Here is a 15,930-nt window from a genome sequence, read left to right on the forward strand (position 1 = left end):
AGGGTCAACCAGGCGCGCGACAGGTGGGACCCGACTGCAAGGGTGGTGCGCCATATCCTGATGGCCGACGCGACTTACCGCAGCTTGGGATAGGTGCGGCATCACCCGTTATCTAAACTGTTAGATTTGCCCATTTATCTTGGTTGGGCGGCCGCCCGCCAGCTCGGTTGCTCGGAGCAGCTAGGCATGATGCTGGGCGGCGTATTGATTGCGCCCGATCTGCTTAAGCTCGTCGATGCCGCATCGACGACGGGGGCATCGATGACTTCCGTGTATGGTCTGCTTCCCGCGCCGGTCAACGATTACACGACGACTGTTATTCCGGTTCTCATCTCGGTGCCCGTGCTATGGCGAGTGGAGTGTTTCTTTCAGCGCGTTATCCCTAAGGCCGTGGCGTTTTCGTTCGTTCCGTTTGCGACCATGCTTGTCATGGTTCCGGTTTCGCTGTGTATTACGGCGCCGGCGGGCAGCTATCTGGGCATGCTGTTGGGCCAGCTTATGTTTATGCTTGGCAATTCCGGTGGCATCGTGTCGCTGCTCACGCTCATGGGGCTTGCCGCGGGCTGGGAGTTCCTAAAGATCGCCGGCGTCAGCAACGTTGTCCTATCGCTTGCCTACGCGCAGTTCATGAGTGTGGGAACGGATTCGTGCATCCTGATCGCCGCGACGATGGCGACGTTCGCCGTTTGGGGCATGCCCTTTGGCGCGTCGCTCCGCGTTGCGGATAAGGACGAGAAGGCGCTCATGCTGGGCTACTCGATCTCGGGTGTGCTTGGTGGCGTAAGCGAGCCGGCGCTGTACGGTTGCGGCTTTAAATATGGCAGGTGCCTGACGTGCATGGCCATTGGCGGCGCCGTCGGAGGCCTTGTTGCGGCCGTGGGCCACGTTACGGCCTATACCATCGGCATGACGAATGTCCTCATGGTCATTGGCTTTGCCACGGGCGGCATCTCGAACCTGCTGTGGTGCTGCGCTGCCGGCGGCACGGCATTTGCGGTGTCTGCGGCGCTGAGCTACTGCTTTGGTGTGGTGCCGACGAAGGAACAGGCGACGGAGGACGGAGCCGATTCGCCCGAAACAGTGGCGAGCGCTGCTGAAGTAAGCGCATAAACCTGTGCGACACAAGGACGATTCCTTTGTCACATTCCAAGGTCGTGGCCCGTGTGGGTCGCGGCCTTTTTGTATCTGGAGGACAAAGTGGCTACACTACAATCCGTTTGAGCAATAGATATATATAGGCAGTACCGTGGAGGCTGATGAAGATGGTCGAGTGGATCGTTCGTCGTGCGCAGGGCGACCGTGCGCGCGTGGGCACGTTGACGGGCATGGTGTGTATTCTCGCCAATGTTGCGCTTTGTGCTGCGAAGGGCGCAATTGGTGTGCTGTCGGGATCGGTTTCGATTGTGGCGGATGCCATGAACAACCTGTCCGATGCCAGCTCGAATATCGTGAGCGTGCTGGGCTTTAAGCTGGCGAGCAAGCCGGCCGACCCCGAGCATCCTTACGGCCACGGTCGCTACGAGTATCTCTCGGGTCTGGTCGTGGCGGCACTCGTGCTGCTGATTGGCGTTGAGCTGGTGAAGTCCTCGGTTGAGCGCGTCATTCACCCCGAACCTATCGAGTTCTCGCTTGCCCTGGTGGCAGTTCTGGCGCTTTCGATGGTTGTTAAGCTGTGGATGGCGACCCTCAACCAAAAGCTTGGTGACCGTATTGAGTCCGATACGCTGCATGCGACGGCTCAGGACTCAAAGAACGATGTCCTTGCTACGGGTGCTGTGCTGGCGTGCGCAATTGTTTCGCAGGTGACGCATATCAATCTTGATGCTTGGGTTGGACTTGCCGTTGGCGCCTATATTGGCTGGAGCGGGTTTGAACTCATCCAGGATACGGTGAGCCCGCTTTTGGGTCAGTCGCCCGATCCTAAGCTGGTCAAGCACATTCGAGACAAGATCATGAGCTATCCCGGCGTTTTGGGCGTTCACGATTTGATGGTTCACGACTACGGCCCGGGCAGGAAGTTCGCAAGCGCTCATGCCGAGATGGCGGCCGAGGCCAGCCCGCTGGAAAGTCACGACACGCTCGATAACATCGAGCAGTCGTTTAGGGTCGAAGACGGCATGATCGTCACACTCCATTACGATCCCATCGTGACCGACGATCCAAAGGTGGCAAGCATGCGTCTGCGCATCAACGCAATGGCCCAGGAGATCGATGGTCGCCTCTCGATCCACGACCTACGCTGTGTTCCGGGCCCCACGCACACCAACGTGATTTTTGACTGCGTGCGTCCCTCGGATCTGCAGATGAGTGCCGAAGACGTAAAGCACGCGCTGGCACAACGGGTCGAATCGGAATATCCCAAGTCGATTGCCAAGATTACGATCGACGAAGACTACGTAGGGCATACCCACGAGTAAGGCTGTGCCGGCAAAGCAAGTTATACAGAAGGGGAGAGCATGAAGCGCCTATACCTACTCCGCCACGGCCAGACGGAATTCAACGTCAAAAAGCTCGTCCAGGGCCGCTGCGATTCACCGTTGACCGACCTGGGCCGCAAACAAGCGGGAATGGCAGCCGCATGGCTCAAGGCCCACGGCGTCGTCCCCGACAAAGTGGTCTCTTCGCCCTTAGGCCGAGCCATGGACACAGCTCAGCTCGTCGCAACCGAACTCCTTGGCCCGGACGCAGCAGTCGAGTCCTGCGAAGGCATCATCGAGCGCTGCTACGGCACCTTCGAAGAAGGCCCCCACGATGCCCTTCCCACCGACGTCTGGGATCCGGGCGAGGATTTGGTCCCCTTCGGAGGAGAAGGAAGCCGCGCACTGCAAGAACGCATGGTAGGCACTCTCACTAATCTCATGGACTCCGAGGGCATCGAAGCCCTCCTAGCAGCAAGCCACGGCAGCGCCAGCCGCCAATTCATCAAGGCTGCAGCCCCAGAGGGCTTCGAGCTCCCAACAAAACTCCCCAACTGCGCCATCATGATCTTCGATTTCGACGAAGAAGATTTGCAAGGAGAGAGCGACGGGCCCCAATGCAAGTTCACCCTCCAGCAAATAGTGGACCCCCAACAAAGTCATTAGCCTGAGCGAGCAAGGTTTAGCAGACATCAACGTGGCGTTCCCAGTGTGCGGCGGAGGGGGCGGGCCTGAGACATATTAAGGTTGTCGCGAGTTCCGCACGAACAGGAGAGCACTTAATGTGCTCTCCGTCGTGAGCAGGACTGTAGAGCAGCAACCTTAATATGTCTCAGGCCCGCCCCCTCCGCCGCACACTGGGAACGTGCCACGCACTTTACCTGCGTAAACAATGTGAGTGAAATATGAATCTCGATGGATACGCCCGCAGCCGTGTATACTAAACAGCTGTGTGAAACCAGGGGAGTATTCTGGCTGGACAAAATGCCTGCTTAATAGGGTTGTCAGGTGGTCCGGACGCAATACAAGACTGGGGAGCACGTCGTGTAAGTAGTGGTCCTCTAGGGGCGTACGCTCGGTGGTGTACGCATTGTCCCAAGACCACGCGAGAGTTGGGATCATATCTTGATCAGCATGATTCTCGGCCGCAAGATTGGCATGACCCAGGTTTGGGACGAGGACGACAACGTCGTTCCCGTCACGGTCATCCAGGCTGGCCCCTGCGCTGTCTCGCAGGTTAAAACTCAGGCAACCGACGGCTATGACGCCGTCCAGATCGGTTTCGGCGACATCAAGGCCAAGAACGTGAACAAGCCCATGGCTGGTCACTTCGCCAAGGCTGGCGTCGAGCCTGTCCGTTTCCTTCGTGAGGTCCGCGTCGAGAACGGCGAGGAGCACAAGGTCGGCGAGGTTGTCACCGTCGCTGATTTCGCTGATGTCGAGAAGGTCGACGTCATCGGTACCTCCAAGGGTAAGGGCTTCCAGGGTCGCATCAAGCGCTGGGGTCAGCGCCGCGGTCCTATGACGCATGGTTCTCACTTCCAGCGTCACCCCGGTTCTATCGGTCAGTGCGCCTATCCTGCGCGCGTCCTCAAGGGCGTCAAGATGGCCGGTCACATGGGTAACGAGCGCGTTACCGTCAAGAACCTTTCCGTTGTCCGCATCGATGCCGAGCAGAACCTCATCTTGGTCAAGGGCGCTGTCCCGGGTGCCAAGAATGGTCTCGTCGCCATCCGTATGGCCTAAGGGCCCAGCCCATTTAGCCCAGCGTCATACCAAGGAGAACACTTAAATGGCAAAGTTTGAAGTAAAGAACAGCGAGGGCAAGAAGGTCGCCGAGGCCGAGCTCGCCGCTGAGGTGTACGGCATCGAGCCGAACATCCACGTTATGCACCACATCGTCAAGTGCCAGATGGCCTCTTGGCGTCAGGGCACCCAGTCCGCTAAGGGCCGCTCTGAGGTTTCCGGTGGCGGCAAGAAGCCTTGGCGTCAGAAGGGCACCGGCCGTGCCCGCCAGGGTTCCATCCGTGCTGCCCAGTGGCGTCACGGTGGCGTTGTCTTCGCCCCCAAGCCCCGTTCCTACGCCAAGCGTATGAACAACAAGGAGGTCAAGCTGGCTATGCGCTCCGCGCTGTCCGCCAAGCTGGCCGATGGCGAGCTCGTGCTCGTCGACGACTATGGCTTCGAGAAGCCTTCCACCAAGGCTGCTGTCGCCATGCTCAAGGCTCTCGGCCTTGAGGGCAAGCGTCTGACCGTCATCGTTCGCGATGAGGACGTCAACGCCTACCTGTCGTTCCGCAACATTCCCAAGACGTTCATCATCACTGCCGACGAGGCCAACACCTACGATCTCGTCAACAACAACGCTGTGCTGATGCCCGCCGACATCGCCGCTCACTTCGGGGAGGTGCTTGCATAAATGACCGCCCACGAGATCATCATCCGTCCGATCGTGTCCGAGCGTTCCTTCTCCGGCATGGAGCTGAACAAGTACACGTTCGAGGTCGCCAAGGATGCTAACAAGTATCAGATCAAGGACGCTGTCGAGGAGATCTTCGGCGTCAAGGTCGTTCGCGTGAACACCCTGACGGTCAAGCCCAAGACCAAGCGCGTGCGCTATGTCGCCGGCAAGACCCGTTCTTGGAAGAAGGCCATCGTCACGCTGGCCGAGGGCGACACCATCGAGGTCTTTGGCAACCAGGCCTAAGACTCGCTGCTGTTGAGTGAGCTCATGCCTCCCAAATAGGGGAGGCGAGAGCTCAAGGTTTTGGGCGTATAAAATGGACACGCCCGGAACCGTGTATACGTCCGGTGTCATCGCACCCGAGGCAGAACCTCGAATCCCTGTCTGCGATGGCTAACGGATTCCTATTGAAAGGGATTGTAATGGCTGTAAAGCACCTTAAGCCGACCTCCGCTGGTAGGCGTTGGCAGACGATCTCCGATTTCTCCGAGATCACCTGCACCAAGCCCGAGAAGTCTCTTCTCGAGCCCCTGCCCAAGAAGGCCGGTCGTAACAACAACGGCCGCATCACCACCCGCCACCAGGGCGGCGGCGTGAAGCGTCGTTACCGCGTGATCGACTTCAAGCGCAACAAGGACGGCGTGCCCGCCAAGGTTGCCACGATCGAGTACGATCCGAACCGTTCCGCTCGCATCGCTCTGCTGCACTACGCTGACGGTGAGAAGCGCTACATCCTGGCCCCCAAGGGCCTCGAGGTCGGTCAGACCATCATGTCCGGTTCTGACGCCGACATCAAGCCGGGCAACGCTCTGCCCCTCGCCGACATCCCCGTCGGTACGCTCATCCACGCCGTCGAGTTCCAGCCGGGCAAGGGCGCCGCTATCGCCCGTTCCGCCGGTAACTCCTGCCAGCTGATGGGTAAGGAGGGCAAGTACGCTATCGTTCGTATGCCTTCCTCCGAGATGCGCCGCATCCTCGTTACCTGCCGCGCCACCGTCGGTGAGGTCGGCAACGCCGATCACTCCAACATCGTCATCGGCAAGGCCGGCCGTAAGCGTCACATGAACGTGCGCCCGACCGTCCGCGGTACCGTCATGAACCCTGTCGACCACCCGCACGGCGGTGGCGAGGGCAAGAACCACACCTCTGGTCGTCCCTCCGTTACCCCCTGGGGTAAGCCGACGAAGGGCCTTCGTACGCGCAAGAAGAAGAAGGTCTCGAACCAGCACATCATTCGTCGCCGTAAGAAGTAATTTCGGATACCGAGTTTTAGGAGAAAGCACTTATGAGCAGAAGTCTCAAAAAGGGCCCGTTCGTGGAGACTCGCCTTCTCTCGCGTATCACCGCGATGAACGAGGCTGGCAAGAAGGACGTCGTGAAGACCTGGTCCCGCGCGTCCACCATCTTCCCCGAGATGGTTGGTCACACCATCGCCGTCCACGACGGCCGCAAGCATGTGCCCGTGTATGTTACCGAGTCCATGGTTGGTCACAAGCTCGGCGAGTTCGCGCCGACTCGTACGTTCCGTGGCCACAAGGCCAAATAGGGGGTTAACCGTAAATGGCAACTAAGTCTATTGAAACTGAGGCCACCGAGGTTCGCGCCGTCGCTAAGTACGTGCGTGTTTCCCCCAGCAAGGCCCGCCTGGTGGTCGATCTGATCCGCCGCAAGCCTGTCGCTCAGGCCTTCGACATCCTCCACTTCTGCGACCGCGCCGTCGCCGTGGATGTCGAGAAGGTTCTCCGTTCCGCCGTTGCGAACGCCGAGAACAACAACGGTCTGCGTGCCGACAACCTGGTTGTCGCCGCTGCCTATGTTGACGAGGGTCCGACGCTTAAGCGCATCCGTCCCCGCGCCAAGGGTTCCGCTTCTCGCATTCTGAAGCGTACTTCCCACATCACCGTCGTCGTTGCTCCTCGAAAGGAGGCGTAAAGCTGTATGGGTCAGAAAGTCTACCCCACCGGCTTCCGTCTTGGCATCACCGAGAACTGGCGCTCCCGCTGGTTCGCAGAGAAGGATTACGCTAAGACCCTCGGTAACGATCTCGAGATCCGCAAGTACCTCGAGAAGCGTCTTTCCCGCGCAGCTGTCTCCCGTGTCGAGATCGAGCGCGCTGGCGACAAGGTGAAGGTCATCATCCTCACTGCTCGCCCCGGCGTTGTCATCGGTAAGAAGGGTGCCGAGATCGATACCCTCCGTACCGAGCTCGAGAAGGTCGCTGGCGTCTCCAAGGGCCAGCTCTCCGTCGACGTTGTCGAGATCAAGCGCCCCGAGCTCGACGCCAACCTCGTTGCTCAGTCTATCGCCGAGCAGCTCGAGGGCCGCGTTGCCTTCCGTCGCGCTATGCGCAAGGCTGTCCAGTCCGCCCGCAAGGCCGGCGCTAAGGGCATCCGTATCCAGTGCTCCGGTCGTCTCGGCGGTGCCGAGATGGGCCGTCGTGAGTGGTACCGCGAGGGTCGCGTGCCTCTGCACACCCTCCGTGCCAAGATCGACTACGGCACGGCTGTCGCCAGCACCACCATGGGCGCTTGCGGCGTGAAGGTCTGGATCTACCTGGGCGAGAAGCTCCCGGGCCAGCCTGTTCCCAACCCTGCACTCGAGGGCTCTTCCCGTCCTCGTCGTCGTAACTCCGAGAGGAGGGGTCAGTAGTGCTTGCCCCTAAGCGTATTCTTCACCGCAAGGTGCAGCGTGGCTCCATGAAGGGCCAGGCCAAGGGTAATACCGAGCTGCATTTCGGCGAGTTTGGTATCCAGGCTCTCGAGGCCCATTGGATCACCAACCGTCAGATCGAGGCCGCTCGTATTGCCATGACCCGCTACATGAAGCGTGGCGGTCGTGTCTACATCACGATCTTCCCTGATAAGCCCATCACCAAGAAGCCTGCTGAGACTCGCATGGGTTCTGGTAAGGGTAACCCCGAGGAGTGGGTGGCCGTCGTCAAGCCCGGCCGCATCATGTTCGAGGTCAAGGGCGTGCCCGAGGAGGTCGCTCGCGAGGCTCTGCGTCTTGCACAGCACAAGCTTCCCATCAAGACCAAGATTGTTGCTGCTAAGAACGCTGAGCAGCGCATCGAGAAGGAGATGGCTGAGGAGGCCGCTCTCGAGGCCAAGTGGGCTGCTGAGGACGCCGCCGCCGCCAAGGAGGAGAACTAATGAAGCCCGCAGAGATTCGTGAGCTCTCGGACGCTCAGCTCGTTGAGAAGCTGAAGGAAATGCGCGCCGAGCTCTTTAACCTTCGTTTCCAGATGGCCACCAGCCAGCTGGACAACACCGCTCGCGTCAACACCGTGAAGAAGGACATCGCTCGCGTCCTCACGGAGCAGCGCGCCCGCGAGATCGCAGCGGAGAAGTCCGCTGTCGCCGAGTAGGACCTAAGGAGAGAACATGACTGATTCGCGTAACTCGCGTAAGGTCCGTACGGGTGTCGTTACCTCCGTCTCCGGTGCCAAGACCATTGTTGTCACCATCACCGAGCGCAAGCGTCACCCCAAGTACGGCAAGATGATGACCAGCTCCAAGAAGTTGCACGCTCACGACGAGGAGTGCACGGCTGGCGTGGGCGACACCGTCCGCGTTATGGAGACCCGTCCTATGTCCAAGATGAAGCGTTGGCGCCTCATCGAGGTCGTCGAGCGCGCTAAATAAGCAGTCGCTCTTACGACTTGTACGTTTCCGAAGATGTGCGTATGCCTGGCTTGCATACCACGGGCCGTATAAAGGCTGCGCACCTCTCTTCGGTTCTTAGTTCGGAGGAACATCTACCATGATTCAGATGCAAACCATGCTGAACGTCGCCGACAACTCCGGCGCTCGCAAGATTCGCTGCATCAAGGTGCTTGGCGGTTCCAAGCGTCGTTATGCAGCCATCGGCGATGTGTTCATCGGTGCTGTCCAGGAGGCTACCCCTGGCGCCAACGTCAAGAAGAAGGACGTTGTCCGTTGCGTCGTCGTTCGCACCGTTAAGGAGATCCGCCGCAAGGATGGCTCCTACATTCGCTTTGATGAGAACGCCTGCGTTGTCATCAACAACGATGGTTCGCCCGTCGGCACCCGTATCTTCGGGCCCGTCGCTCGCGAGCTTCGTGACAAGAAGTACATGAAGATCGTCTCGCTCGCTCCCGAGACCCTGTAGTTAGGGGAGATATATGTATATCAAGAAGGGCGATAAGGTCCAGGTTCTCTCTGGTAAGGATCGCGGCAAGCAGGGCGTTGTCCTGCGTGCTCTCCCCGCCGAGAACAAGGTCGTTGTCGAGGGCGTTTCGGTCGTCAAGAAGGCCGTCAAGCCCAACGCTGCCAACCAGCAGGGCGGCATCGTTTCGCAGGAGGCTCCTATCGACGCCTCCAACGTCAATCTCGTTTGCCCCGAGTGCGGTAAGGTTACCCGCGTCGGTCACGAGAAGGACGGCAAGAACAAGCTGCGCGTCTGCAAGAAGTGCGGCCACAAGTTCTAAGCTGCCCGCAACATCAAGTTGCTAGCAAAGGCCCGGATGCCCCACGGCATCCGGGCCTTTTTCTATCCCCACTCATTGGGGACCACTCATTGGGGACAGACTTAAATGAGTGATTGCACTCATTGGGGACAGACTTAAATGAGTGCTGTCGGCAGCTGGGGGACGTTCCCCATGTGCCGGCAGTTTGGGGCGGTCCTTTGATGTCCGATGCCCCAGGAGGGGTTGAGTAATACAGTCTGCTCTGTCTTTAGGGCTTTGGTGTTTCCTCCCTTTATGTTTTGCAAGGATTGTCGCATGCGCATTTACGCGCATAGCCTTGCGCGATAATGCGCACAACCGCGCAAACATTAGCTAACTATCGCTAAATACTGTCCGATAAGTAAATAAACACGCAAATACAAGCAAATGCACGCGCATTTGTGCGAATATAGAGCTGTTAGAAATGAAGGACTTCCGATGACTCAGGAGGCACATGATGGCAGATTCCAAACAGGCTCCGCTCGACGCCGAAGCAGCCGCAAAAGCAGCGTTCACTTCGGTCCAGGACAAGCCATTCCCCGATGATATCTTTACGGCTCCCGAGCTTCGTTGGGCTGTGATCGGGTGCGGCGTTATCGCCAACCAGATGGCCCAGTCTCTCGCTCTTGCCGGTCGCAAGCTTGCGGGCGTCGCCAACCGCACGCTGTACAAGGCTCAGGCTTTTGCTGAGCAATATGGCATCGAGAAGGTCTATGAAACGGTCGAGGACCTCTACGCCGATCCGAACATTGACGCAGTCTATATCACCACGCCGCACAACACGCATATCACCTACCTGCGAGCCGCTCTGGCAGCTGGTAAGCACGTACTCTGCGAGAAGGCCATTACCCTCAACTCTGCCGAGCTCGACGAGGCCCGTGCCATCGCCGACGAGCACAACGTGGTCCTTATGGATGCCACCACGGTGCTCCACATGCCCTTGTATCAGGAGCTGCGCCGCCGCATGGATGCCGGCGACTTTGGACGCATGAACCTCGCCCAGCTCAACTTTGGCAGCTATAAGGAGTACGGCGACCTGACCAACCGCTTCTACAACCGCAACCTTGCTGGCGGTGCCATGCTCGACATTGGCGTGTATGCCCTGTCCGTCATGCGTCTCTTTATGGCAAGCCAGCCCGCTGAGGTCGTTTCGCTGGGCAACACCTGTGAGACCGGTGTTGACGTTGCGGGCGGCATCGTCTGCCGTAATGCCGAACAGCAGCTGGGCGTCGTGAGCCTTACGCTCCACTCCAAGCAGCCCAAGCGCTCGGTCATCAGCTTCGACAAGTGCTATATCGAGGTCAACGATTATCCGCGTGCCGATTACGCGATCATCGTGTGGACTGCAGACGGTCGCCGTGAGGAGGTCCACGCTGGCACCGAGGCATACGCTCTGTGCTACGAGATGGCCGACCTGGAGAAGGCCGTTGCCGGCGATGATTCGAAGCGCGAGCTTCTGGGCTATGCTTCTGATGTTATGGAGCTGATGACCAAGCTCCGCGCCGACTGGGGAGTCGTGTACCCCGAGGAGGAGTAAGCGATGCTTGCGGAAGATAGGCTCAACGCGATCGTGTCGATGGTGCAGCAGGCCGGCTCGGTTACCGTGCCGGAGCTTGCTGAAGCCCTGGGCGTGACGGCGTCTACCATTCGGCGCGACCTGCAGGCGCTCGACCGTGCACACCGTATCGCCAAGGTGCACGGAGGCGCGACGAGTCTGGAGCGTGCGCACGTGACGCGCGACCTGACGATCAGCGAGCGCAGTGATCTCCATAACGATGACAAGGAGCGTATCTGCGCCCGCGCGGCGGCGCTGGTGGAGCCCGAGAGCTTTGTGTACATCGATTCGGGCTCAACGACGCTCAAGCTCATTGAGCATCTTCCGCGCCTTGAGGGTGTCACCTATGTGACCGATTCCGTGCTCCATGCTCAGCATCTCGCCCTGCGCGGCATGCACACCGTTGTGCTGGGCGGCGAGCTCAAGCCCGAGACCGAGGCACTCGTCGGTCCCGATGCCTTGGCAACTCTGGACCGCTATAACTTCAACTGCGGCTTTTGGGGTTCCAATGGCATCGCCGCCGAGCAAGGTCTCACCACACCGGATATCGAGGAAGCGCAGGTCAAGCGTATCTCGATGCGCCATACCGCCAAACGCTTTGTAATCTCGGACGCCAGCAAATTTGGCATGGTGGCGCCCGTCAAGTTCGCGGACTTTCGTGATGCAACGATCATCACTGCGGGCGAGGTACCCGCCAAGTACCAGTCGATGGACAACGTCATCACGGTCTAGCAGCAGGGGACGGGCTAAGGCCAAAACCACCACAAAGGGGCCTGTCCCCATTGTGGTGGTTAGCAACGGAAACCGAGTAGTTTTCTCAATAGAAAAGCGGCAACGTCCATCACGGGCGTTGCCGCTTTCGTTGTCTACCGGTTTGTCTACGTCTGTAACAACTGGACCGTTAAAAGTGGGTTAGATATTACAGATTGAGATACTTCCGAACCGCGCCGTCCCTTTGTCTCAATCTGTAACATCTGGGACCGATTTTGCCGAGTTATTGTTACAGATTGAGATTTTCCCTTAAGGGGGATTCGAATGTCTCGATCTGTAACAGATAGACCGGAAAATGGGTTCTAACTGTTACAGATCGAGACGTTTTGGGACCGCAGCTGAGCCATCGCGGCAAAACCACCACAAAGGTGCCTGTCCCCATTGTGGTGGTTTAGGGCTCCCAGGGGCAGGGGGCTTCGATGTGGATGTGCTCGCCGGTTACGGGATGCGTGAAGGACACGCTGTGGGCGTGGAGCATCAGGCCGCAGGGGCGCGGCGTTCCGTACAGGTCGTCGCCAACCAGGGGATGATGCTCGCTTGCCAGGTGCACACGGATTTGGTGCTTGCGGCCGGTGAGCAACTCGACATCGATATACGAGCGCGCGGGCAGGCCACGACGGCTCTTAAGACGTTTGAGCACCTTCACGCGAGTTTGAGACGGCTTGCCGCTGGCGCCGACACGCATCTTGCGGCTATCGTGGCGGTCGCGGGCGATGGGCTTGTCGATGAGCTTCTCGTTCCAGTCGATCTTGCCCTCGGCCAGCGCCAGATAGTGCTTTTCGAAGGCGTGGTCGATCACCATCTGGTCAAAGGCGGGCTGCGTCTGTTTGTCGAGCGAAAACAACACCACGCCGGTGGTGTTGCGGTCCAGGCGGTTGAGCGGCTGCATGTCGGTCGCGGCAAAGCCGTCACCCATCGCCAGCAGCAGGTCGCTGGCGTAGTCGGTGAGCGTGCGCTCGCCGGTGCCGTCGCCGTGGACGATCATGCCGGCGGGCTTGTCGATGGCCATGAGCCAGGCGTCGCAGTAAAGGACTTGAGGTTCTTCGTTCACGTGTAAGCCTTTCGGTTAGCTAATTCCCACAAACATGCAGCCCGAGGTGGCGCCGCGCAGGCGGGCGGCGGGCTTGCGGCCGGCCTGTGCTGCTTCGACGGCACGACGGACGCGGGCGACGGCACGGCCCACCTCATCTGTCTCGAGCAGCGTTCCGTCTACCATGAGACGACGCACGCCGGCATCGAGCAGCTGAGGAACCTGCGGCGTGAGGTCGATGGGGTAGGCGTCGTACAGGCGAGAGCGGCCATGGATGTCGGTGCGTACGGGCATGACCTTGCCGTCGATATTCTTGAGCGACAGCTTGCGGGCGCGCAGGCGGCAGTTAGCGCAATCGTGGATGCAGCCATTGGCCACCTGCAGGATGCAGTGCTCGCTCGTCATAACGCGCGGGCGGCCGAACACAGTGATGCCCAGGGCTGCGGGCGCGGCGGTGCCAAGCGAGACGATCTCGTCGAGCGTGATCTCGGGCGAGAGCCAAAACGCACCGGCTCCGCGCTCGGCAAGCGCCTCCATGCAGGGCGTGTTATGCACCGGCAGGCAAGAGCGAATCTCGGCCGTGGCGCCGGCATGAGCGGCTACGGCGAGCTCGGAGATATTGCCGACGGCGACGGTGGCTCCGGCATTGATCCAAGGATCGACGCGCTCGTGGTCGACGGCGCGGCAGACCTCGTCGAGTACGGGCACGATACCCTGCTCAAATGCATCGGCAGGGGAGAGTCCGACAGCCTCGAGCGCGTCGGTGGTCATATAGATGCGCGTTGCACCCTCCGCGCGGGCTGCCTCGGCGGCCTCGAGCGAGGTGACGGTGGCGCAGATCTGCGGCTCGTCGCGGTAGTGCTTGGGCATGGGGCGCGTACATTTGTCGAGCACCGGCAACTCGAGCGTTTTTGCGCGCTCCTCGTACGGTGCCAGAATGGCCTCTTCCAGCGCCTTACAAGCGGCGGCGCGCACCTTGTGCACGGCGGAGAAGCCCATGCCGCAGCCCTCATCGAGCGCCACATCAAAGCTCGCGGCCTCAAAGGGAGAGGAGCCCATGCGCCCGACGTGCTCAACCAGATCGGATGCCTCGACGGCGCGGGTCTTGGCGGCCTCGACGGTGAAGCCCGTGGCGGTGGCGGTGAGCGCGGGGTTGTCACAGCAGGTGAGTGTGACAGTAAACGGCTCGCCCAGGCGCGCCACGACGGACACGTCAACAGCTCGGCGGCGCAGCACATCGCGCTTGAGCGCGGCGCCGGCGGCGTCAATGGCGCTCTGGCTTCGAATCACGCGTACGCGGCAGCCCTCGGGCATGCTACGGGGCACGCGACATTCGATGATGTCGCCTGCGGCGGCATCATCGGCGGCGATGGTGGTTAGGAACTGGTCAAACTCATCGTCGTGACGAAGCTCCAGCAGGTCGCCCTTGCCCACGGGCTCAAACAGCTCAATGCGGGCGATGGCGGCGCGGCGACGGCGATCATCGGGCTTGAGTCCGCGTACATCGCGGTTGGCCAGACGGCTGCCAAGCACCGTGCCCACAATCTGGCCGCGGTTGTTGGAGCGCTCGTAGCTCATCATCTCGTCGCCCGAGGTGCCATCCTGGTAGGCGTGCGTAAAGTCGCGGTTGAAGCAGCGCTTGAGCTGGCGCTGGCGGGCGGCATCCTCATCCTTAGAGGTCGAAACATCGGCAAGCATGTCATCAATCTGATGACGATACACGTCGACGATGGAATACACGTAATCGGGGGCCTTCATGCGGCCCTCGAGCTTGAGCGATGCGGCGCCGGCGTCATACAGACGGCGAACAAGCTGCGACGTGTTGGTGTCGCGCGGGCACAGCGCGCGCTCGCGACCGGCAGGGGAGAGCGAGCGGCCGTTCTCGTCGATCAGCTCGTAAGGCAGACGACAGGGCTGAGCGCACATGCCGCGGTTGGCCGAGCGGCCCGCCATGGCAAAGCTCGACAGCAGGCACAGACCCGAGTAACAAAAGCAGATGGCACCGTGGCTAAAGACCTCAAGGTCCACATCGGGCGCGGCGTTGTGAATGGCGGCGATCTCGTCGATGGAGAGCTCGCGCGAGAGAGTCACGCGGTCGGCGCCCTGCTCGCGGCACCAGATAGTTCCGCGGTCGTCGTGGATGTTTGCTTGGGTTGAGATATGCGTCTCGATGCCGGGCATGGTGCGCTTGACTTCAAAGAACAGGCCCCAGTCCTGGATGATAAAGGCGTCGGCGCCCAGCGTGGAGCAGCGATGGATGAGCTGCAGTGCATCGCCCATCTCGGACTGCTTGATGACGATGTTGACCGTGACGTAGACGCGCGACCCGGCTAGATGTGCGGCGCGGCAGGCTTGCTCGAAGGCCTCGTCGGTAAAGTTGGTGGCCTTGCGGCGGGCGTTGAAGCTGCCCATGCCGCAGTAGATGGCATCGGCGCCCGCGGCGAGCGCGGCGGCAAAGGGCTCCGGGCCTCCGGCGGGGGCCAAAAGCTCAGGCCTGCGGTTAGTGGTTCGGCTGGCGGTTGCGGTCATATCCTGCCTTTCAAAATGCTCAGATATTCAAAAGTATAGTGGCGTCGCTGCGGTGGGCGACGCCCGCAGCCTAAGCAGGACAAAGTCTTCAGCAGCTTGGACTGGCTGCTCCACATGAGAACCGTTCAGCGGTTCGGGGAAACCGTTGGGCGATAAAATATTCTCGCAACGTGATAATAATCTTGCATCGCGCGGAAACCTTGAGTACTATCCCAATCAAGCGCGGTGTTCAGACCGAACTGTGCCTCCCGGTGTGAACACCGCGCTCACGCTCTCTCAATTGATCGTAAGGAGAAAAACATGAGCAAGACCGTCGTGTCTTCCGATAACGCACCCGCAGCCATCGGCCCGTATTCCCCCGGTATCCAGGCCGGCAACATGGTGTTCCTGTCCGGCCAGCTGGGCATCGATCCCGCGACCGGCAAGATGCCCGAGGGCGTCGAGGCCCAGGCCAAGCAGTCCCTCGCCAACGTTGAGGCCCTGCTGACCGCTGCCGGCGCCACCTTTGCCGATGTCGTCAAGACCACGGTCTACCTGGCCGACATCGCCGACTTCGCCGCCGTGAACGAGATCTATGCCTCCAAGTTCGAGGCCCCGTTCCCCGCGCGCAGCGCCTTCCAGGTTGCCGCCCTTCCGGCTGGCGGTCTGGTCGAGATCGAGGTCATCGCCGCTCTCTAAGGCGTTGGCCACAACTAA

Annotated in this window: 19 protein-coding genes and 1 pseudogene; 18 read left to right on the forward strand and 2 right to left on the reverse strand. The window is 60.2% G+C overall.

What is annotated here, in order from left to right; genetic code table 11:
* Nucleotides 1-126: 126 nt before the first annotated feature.
* The 17 genes and pseudogenes from RX395_RS07725 (at nucleotide 127) to RX395_RS07805 (ending at nucleotide 11,636) form a co-directional block, all read left to right on the forward strand.
* Nucleotides 127-1,110, forward strand: coding sequence for a PTS transporter subunit EIIC (locus RX395_RS07725; RefSeq protein ID WP_316366678.1), 984 nt, complete (start codon nucleotides 127-129; stop codon nucleotides 1,108-1,110).
* Between the two features lie 152 nt (nucleotides 1,111-1,262).
* Entirely contained in the window at nucleotides 1,263-2,417 is a 1,155-nt protein-coding gene (locus tag RX395_RS07730; protein ID WP_316366719.1) for a cation diffusion facilitator family transporter, read from the forward strand.
* Nucleotides 2,418-2,456: 39 nt separating this feature from the next.
* On the forward strand, nucleotides 2,457-3,083 hold the full coding sequence (locus RX395_RS07735; RefSeq protein ID WP_316366680.1) for a histidine phosphatase family protein: 627 nt from the start codon (nucleotides 2,457-2,459) through the stop codon (nucleotides 3,081-3,083).
* 459 nt (nucleotides 3,084-3,542) lie between these two features.
* Nucleotides 3,543-4,163, forward strand: a complete 621-nt coding sequence (rplC, locus tag RX395_RS07740; protein WP_035137484.1) for a 50S ribosomal protein L3 — start codon at nucleotides 3,543-3,545, stop codon at nucleotides 4,161-4,163.
* Between the two features lie 46 nt (nucleotides 4,164-4,209).
* Nucleotides 4,210-4,836, forward strand: coding sequence for a 50S ribosomal protein L4 (gene rplD / locus RX395_RS07745; protein WP_316366683.1), 627 nt, complete (start codon nucleotides 4,210-4,212; stop codon nucleotides 4,834-4,836).
* Entirely contained in the window at nucleotides 4,837-5,124 is a 288-nt protein-coding gene (rplW, locus tag RX395_RS07750) for a 50S ribosomal protein L23 (RefSeq protein WP_022094197.1), read from the forward strand.
* A gap of 179 nt (nucleotides 5,125-5,303) precedes the next feature.
* Nucleotides 5,304-6,134 (forward strand): 50S ribosomal protein L2, encoded by an 831-nt coding sequence (rplB, locus tag RX395_RS07755; protein ID WP_022094198.1) that lies wholly within the window; start codon nucleotides 5,304-5,306, stop codon nucleotides 6,132-6,134.
* 32 nt (nucleotides 6,135-6,166) lie between these two features.
* Nucleotides 6,167-6,427 carry a 30S ribosomal protein S19 gene (rpsS, locus tag RX395_RS07760; RefSeq protein ID WP_006235035.1) on the forward strand — a complete coding sequence of 87 codons (261 nt, stop codon included), beginning with the start codon at nucleotides 6,167-6,169 and terminating at the stop codon, nucleotides 6,425-6,427.
* A 14-nt stretch (nucleotides 6,428-6,441) separates the two neighbouring features.
* Nucleotides 6,442-6,813, forward strand: a complete 372-nt coding sequence (gene rplV, locus RX395_RS07765; protein ID WP_006235036.1) for a 50S ribosomal protein L22 — start codon at nucleotides 6,442-6,444, stop codon at nucleotides 6,811-6,813.
* Nucleotides 6,814-6,819: 6 nt separating this feature from the next.
* Complete coding sequence (rpsC, locus tag RX395_RS07770) at nucleotides 6,820-7,530, forward strand: 30S ribosomal protein S3 (protein ID WP_006235037.1); 711 nt, start codon at nucleotides 6,820-6,822, stop codon at nucleotides 7,528-7,530.
* Nucleotides 7,530-7,946, forward strand: a pseudogene (gene rplP / locus RX395_RS07775) (50S ribosomal protein L16); the annotation flags it as partial. The gene rpsC and the pseudogene rplP, both read left to right, overlap by 1 nt.
* An 86-nt stretch (nucleotides 7,947-8,032) precedes the next feature.
* A complete protein-coding gene (rpmC, locus tag RX395_RS07780; protein WP_006235039.1) occupies nucleotides 8,033-8,248 on the forward strand; it encodes a 50S ribosomal protein L29 in 216 nt (71 codons plus the stop codon).
* A 16-nt stretch (nucleotides 8,249-8,264) separates the two neighbouring features.
* Nucleotides 8,265-8,525: a 30S ribosomal protein S17 gene (rpsQ, locus tag RX395_RS07785; protein ID WP_006235040.1), complete on the forward strand. Its 261-nt coding sequence runs from the start codon at nucleotides 8,265-8,267 to the stop codon at nucleotides 8,523-8,525.
* A 118-nt stretch (nucleotides 8,526-8,643) separates the two neighbouring features.
* On the forward strand, nucleotides 8,644-9,012 hold the full coding sequence (gene rplN, locus RX395_RS07790; RefSeq protein ID WP_316366688.1) for a 50S ribosomal protein L14: 369 nt from the start codon (nucleotides 8,644-8,646) through the stop codon (nucleotides 9,010-9,012).
* Between the two features lie 13 nt (nucleotides 9,013-9,025).
* Nucleotides 9,026-9,331 carry a 50S ribosomal protein L24 gene (rplX, locus tag RX395_RS07795; protein ID WP_006235043.1) on the forward strand — a complete coding sequence of 102 codons (306 nt, stop codon included), beginning with the start codon at nucleotides 9,026-9,028 and terminating at the stop codon, nucleotides 9,329-9,331.
* Nucleotides 9,332-9,806: 475 nt separating this feature from the next.
* Nucleotides 9,807-10,886: a Gfo/Idh/MocA family protein gene (locus RX395_RS07800; protein WP_316366690.1), complete on the forward strand. Its 1,080-nt coding sequence runs from the start codon at nucleotides 9,807-9,809 to the stop codon at nucleotides 10,884-10,886.
* Nucleotides 10,887-10,889: 3 nt separating this feature from the next.
* The gene (locus RX395_RS07805; RefSeq protein ID WP_316366692.1) at nucleotides 10,890-11,636 is read left to right on the forward strand and encodes a DeoR/GlpR family DNA-binding transcription regulator; all 747 of its coding nucleotides are present in this window, start codon (nucleotides 10,890-10,892) and stop codon (nucleotides 11,634-11,636) included.
* 430 nt (nucleotides 11,637-12,066) lie between these two features.
* Here RX395_RS07805 and RX395_RS07810 read toward each other — a convergent pair whose 3' ends face one another.
* Nucleotides 12,067-12,726, reverse strand: coding sequence for an RluA family pseudouridine synthase (locus tag RX395_RS07810; RefSeq protein ID WP_232049565.1), 660 nt, complete (start codon nucleotides 12,724-12,726; stop codon nucleotides 12,067-12,069).
* 15 nt (nucleotides 12,727-12,741) lie between these two features.
* Nucleotides 12,742-15,234, reverse strand: coding sequence for a peptidase U32 family protein (locus RX395_RS07815; RefSeq protein ID WP_316366694.1), 2,493 nt, complete (start codon nucleotides 15,232-15,234; stop codon nucleotides 12,742-12,744).
* Nucleotides 15,235-15,534: 300 nt separating this feature from the next.
* Here RX395_RS07815 and RX395_RS07820 point away from each other — a divergent pair, with 300 nt between their 5' ends.
* Nucleotides 15,535-15,912, forward strand: coding sequence for a RidA family protein (locus tag RX395_RS07820; RefSeq protein ID WP_316366695.1), 378 nt, complete (start codon nucleotides 15,535-15,537; stop codon nucleotides 15,910-15,912).
* Nucleotides 15,913-15,930 lie beyond the last annotated feature (18 nt).

Source organism: Collinsella aerofaciens, assembly GCF_032584215.1.
Classification (GTDB): domain Bacteria; phylum Actinomycetota; class Coriobacteriia; order Coriobacteriales; family Coriobacteriaceae; genus Collinsella.

What these genes read in the sequence shown, in the direction of transcription:
- RX395_RS07730 (WP_316366719.1), top strand. Translation starts at nt 1,263, where the DNA reads ATGGTCGAGTGGATCGTTCGTCGTGCGCAGGGCGACCGTGCGCGCGTG.
- RX395_RS07735 (WP_316366680.1), top strand. Translation starts at nt 2,457, where the DNA reads ATGAAGCGCCTATACCTACTCCGCCACGGCCAGACGGAATTCAACGTC.
- rplD (WP_316366683.1), top strand. Translation starts at nt 4,210, where the DNA reads ATGGCAAAGTTTGAAGTAAAGAACAGCGAGGGCAAGAAGGTCGCCGAG.
- rplW (WP_022094197.1), top strand. Translation starts at nt 4,837, where the DNA reads ATGACCGCCCACGAGATCATCATCCGTCCGATCGTGTCCGAGCGTTCC.
- rplB (WP_022094198.1), top strand. Translation starts at nt 5,304, where the DNA reads ATGGCTGTAAAGCACCTTAAGCCGACCTCCGCTGGTAGGCGTTGGCAG.
- rpsS (WP_006235035.1), top strand. Translation starts at nt 6,167, where the DNA reads ATGAGCAGAAGTCTCAAAAAGGGCCCGTTCGTGGAGACTCGCCTTCTC.
- rplV (WP_006235036.1), top strand. Translation starts at nt 6,442, where the DNA reads ATGGCAACTAAGTCTATTGAAACTGAGGCCACCGAGGTTCGCGCCGTC.
- rpsC (WP_006235037.1), top strand. Translation starts at nt 6,820, where the DNA reads ATGGGTCAGAAAGTCTACCCCACCGGCTTCCGTCTTGGCATCACCGAG.
- rpmC (WP_006235039.1), top strand. Translation starts at nt 8,033, where the DNA reads ATGAAGCCCGCAGAGATTCGTGAGCTCTCGGACGCTCAGCTCGTTGAG.
- rpsQ (WP_006235040.1), top strand. Translation starts at nt 8,265, where the DNA reads ATGACTGATTCGCGTAACTCGCGTAAGGTCCGTACGGGTGTCGTTACC.
- rplN (WP_316366688.1), top strand. Translation starts at nt 8,644, where the DNA reads ATGATTCAGATGCAAACCATGCTGAACGTCGCCGACAACTCCGGCGCT.
- rplX (WP_006235043.1), top strand. Translation starts at nt 9,026, where the DNA reads ATGTATATCAAGAAGGGCGATAAGGTCCAGGTTCTCTCTGGTAAGGAT.
- RX395_RS07800 (WP_316366690.1), top strand. Translation starts at nt 9,807, where the DNA reads ATGGCAGATTCCAAACAGGCTCCGCTCGACGCCGAAGCAGCCGCAAAA.
- RX395_RS07805 (WP_316366692.1), top strand. Translation starts at nt 10,890, where the DNA reads ATGCTTGCGGAAGATAGGCTCAACGCGATCGTGTCGATGGTGCAGCAG.
- RX395_RS07815 (WP_316366694.1), bottom strand. Translation starts at nt 15,234, where the DNA reads ATGACCGCAACCGCCAGCCGAACCACTAACCGCAGGCCTGAGCTTTTG.
- RX395_RS07820 (WP_316366695.1), top strand. Translation starts at nt 15,535, where the DNA reads ATGAGCAAGACCGTCGTGTCTTCCGATAACGCACCCGCAGCCATCGGC.